This is a genomic window from Vibrio sp. Vb0349 (assembly GCF_033338975.1).
On sequence record NZ_JAWOTS010000192.1, the window covers coordinates 1 to 1,409 of the forward strand.

General features: G+C 45.9%; 1 pseudogene. It reads right to left on the minus strand.

The features are described 5' to 3' along the window. Positions 1-1,382: pseudogene (vmeV, locus tag R7Q47_RS24460) on the minus strand (multidrug efflux RND transporter permease subunit VmeV); the annotation flags it as partial. Positions 1,383-1,409 lie beyond the last annotated feature (27 nt).

The following is a 1,409-nucleotide window of genomic DNA, read 5'->3' on the forward strand; positions in this document are numbered from 1 at the left end:
ATGAATTCACCAGTTGCGTCTTGAGATAAACCGATTGGTGCAAACGCGGTAATTGCGATTACTGTCGCGCCAAGCAAAGGCCACTGTGTTTGTTTCACAATATCAACGGCAGCTTGAACCTTTGTGCGCCCTTTCTTCAGGCCAACCAGAATACCTTCAACCACAACAATCGCGTTGTCCACCAACATACCCAACGCGATGATCAACGCACCGAGCGAAATCCGATGAAGTTCTATGTTGTTGTAATTCATCAAGATGAACGTACCAAACACCGTCAACAGAAGAACCACACCAATGATCACGCCACTACGTAAGCCCATAGTGAACAACAGCACAATAATTACGATGGCTACCGCTTCAGCTAAGCTGATCACAAACGCTTTTACAGAATCATCGACTTCTTGCGCTTGGTTGTAGAAATAGCTCATGTCCAAACCCGCAGGTTTGATGGACTCTAAACTGCTTAACTCAGCGTTAAGGCGCTCACCTACTTCTACTACGTTAACGCCAGACGCAAACGAAATACCGATGTTGATTGCTTTCTTGCCGTTAAACAAAATCATGTTGCCCGGCTTTTCTTGAATACCTCGGGTGATCGTCGCAACGTCTTTTAAGCGAATCAAATTACCTGTATCACGACCGTGAATGATCAGGTTTTCTAACGCTTGAATGGTATTCAGCGTACCGCTAGGACGAATGACGAGGCTTTCACCATTCACCATAACTTCGCCAGCCGAAACCACGTTATTCTGTTGGTTAAGCAAACCAGAAACAACGTTCATGTCGAGATTCAGAGACGCAAGGCGGTCAAGCGAGATTTCAACGAACAACATCTCTTGCTGATCACCAGCAATGTCTACTTTGCCCACGCCATCAACCAGTTCGATTTCACGTCGTAGGTGGTCGGCATAGCGTTTGAGCTCGACATAGTCGTAATCGTCGCCCGTCAGCATCAACATCACACCGTACACGTCACCGAAGTCATCAATAATCTGCAGAGATTGAACACCTTGCGGTAAAGTTGGTTGCAGATCATTGATTTTACGGCGCATTTCGTCCCAAATCTGTGGCAGTTCGTCTGGGCCGTAATCCATCTTCATACTGACCATGATCTGCGACATACCATTCGAAGAGGTCGACGTGATTCGATCAATGTACGGCAGTTTACGAATCTCTTTCTCAAGCGGATACGTTAATTCTTCTTCCACTTCTTTGGAGGTCGCCCCAGGATAAGTCGCGACAATCATCGCGTCCTTAATCGTAAACGCAGGGTCTTCTAATCGACCAAGCTCTAGGAATGAAGTCACCCCACCGATAGCAAGAATAACAATGAACAACCAACTGATGACTTTGTTCTTAATGGAATACTCAGCAATGTTCATTATTGTTCCTTCTCCACAACATCCACA